At 52.5% G+C, this 1,514-nt stretch carries 1 protein-coding gene; it reads left to right on the plus strand.

Annotated features, from left to right (window positions below; genetic code table 11):
- Positions 1-93 precede the first annotated feature (93 nt).
- Positions 94-1,461, plus strand: coding sequence for an ISKra4 family transposase (locus tag F1593_RS27975; RefSeq protein WP_149404835.1), 1,368 nt, complete (start codon positions 94-96; stop codon positions 1,459-1,461).
- The last annotated feature ends 53 nt before the right edge of the window (positions 1,462-1,514 follow it).

Genomic DNA, 1,514 nt, shown 5'->3' on the forward strand with positions numbered 1-1,514 from the left:
GGTTCCACCCAAAACCCTGGGTCGAGAAAAAAGAGAGTTTCCAGTTGTGGTAGGATATAAAAAACCCATCCAACCCACAGAAAGGAAACTCTTATGCATATTCAAGTATCGCTCACGGTCGACATTGATGCAACTGCTGATTTGTCAACCATTGAACACCAAATACAAGCAGCAGGACACCAAAGTATGCGTCAAGCTCTTCAACAAGCCGTCCGTCAGTGGGAACACGAGCATCGAACCTGTCCCCACTGTGGAAGTCAGCAGGTTCGTCTTGAAGGAACCGTACGGCGAACGATCCATGCTCTTTTTGGTTCTGTGCGTCTGGCACGGCAACGGATCCGTTGCCAAAACTGTTTCCATCGGTGTTGTCCGGCGAATGAATTGTTCCAAGAAATGCATCAAGGACGGGTCAGTCCAGCGCTTGCCGAAGCTGCGACGCTCGCAGGGTCTTCCTGGCCGTATCGGCAAGCAGCACAGGTTCTTACTCGATTGTCAGGAGCGCAAATCTGTGCAGAGGAGATTCGTTTGCTTACCAACCATCGTGGACGAGTGCTTGCTTTGGCTCAAGAGCACGAGGATCATCCCCTCGTTTCAGAAAAGAAAAAGCCAGCGATCAAAATGAGTGATCCATCTTCTCAGCCTGATCGAGCCATCATTGGCCTGGATGGAGGATGGGTTCCCAGCCGAGAACAACGAGGAGGAATGGAGGGGAAAGTGGCCGTGATTGCTGCCCAAAAAGTGCTGGAGCGAGAGGCGAGTCATCCACAGAAGGATATGACCTGGTATGAGCTCTCCAAATATCTGCGCCACCATCGCCATACGGCGGTGGCTCGATCCCGTTGGATGACGCGTTGCTATGCTGCTACCTTCGCTTCCTCCTCTGTCGTGGGTCAACAAGCCGCAGAAGCAGTGGAACAGGTAGGGATCAGTCATCTGGAACAGGGAGTGGTTGCTGATGGAGCTGGGTGGATCAAGAAGGAAGCACAGCGGCACTTCCCACAGGCCACCTGCATTCTCGATTGGCCGCATCTCTGGAGAACGATGATCAAAGCCATTCGTGCCGTCGCGCTTCAAGGAGAGCAGAATCAGGAGTGGGTTGCGCTTCAATCGAAGCGACTGAGTGCCTGGCTCTGGAAGGGGGAGATCGAGCAAGCCAAAGCCCTGCTTCAAGAATGGCAAGAAGTGCAAAAAGGCCACCCACCTATCAAGGCGCTGAATGCAGCAGTTACGTATCTCAAGACGCAACAGGAATGGATTGGGTGTTATGATGCGTGGAAACGCCAGGGGTATCCCATCGGGAGCGGCATCATTGAACGGGCCGTTGCAGTGGTCATCAATCGTCGTATGAAAAAGCGAGGAATGAGCTGGTTACGCAAAAATGCGACCTCCGTGGTTGCCTTGCGGGTCGCTCTTCTCAACGAGGATTGGCTCCTTCCTGCAACGGCACGACTCTTTCCTTAAATCAATTCATTTTCGAATCAATTCATTTTTGACCCAGGGTTTTGGGTGGAACC

It is taken from the genome of Dictyobacter arantiisoli (assembly GCF_008326305.1).
Lineage (GTDB): Bacteria > Chloroflexota > Ktedonobacteria > Ktedonobacterales > Ktedonobacteraceae > Dictyobacter > Dictyobacter arantiisoli.

Excerpts from the sequence above, each read along its gene's own strand:
- F1593_RS27975 (WP_149404835.1), top strand. The coding sequence starts at position 94 with ATGCATATTCAAGTATCGCTCACGGTCGACATTGATGCAACTGCTGAT.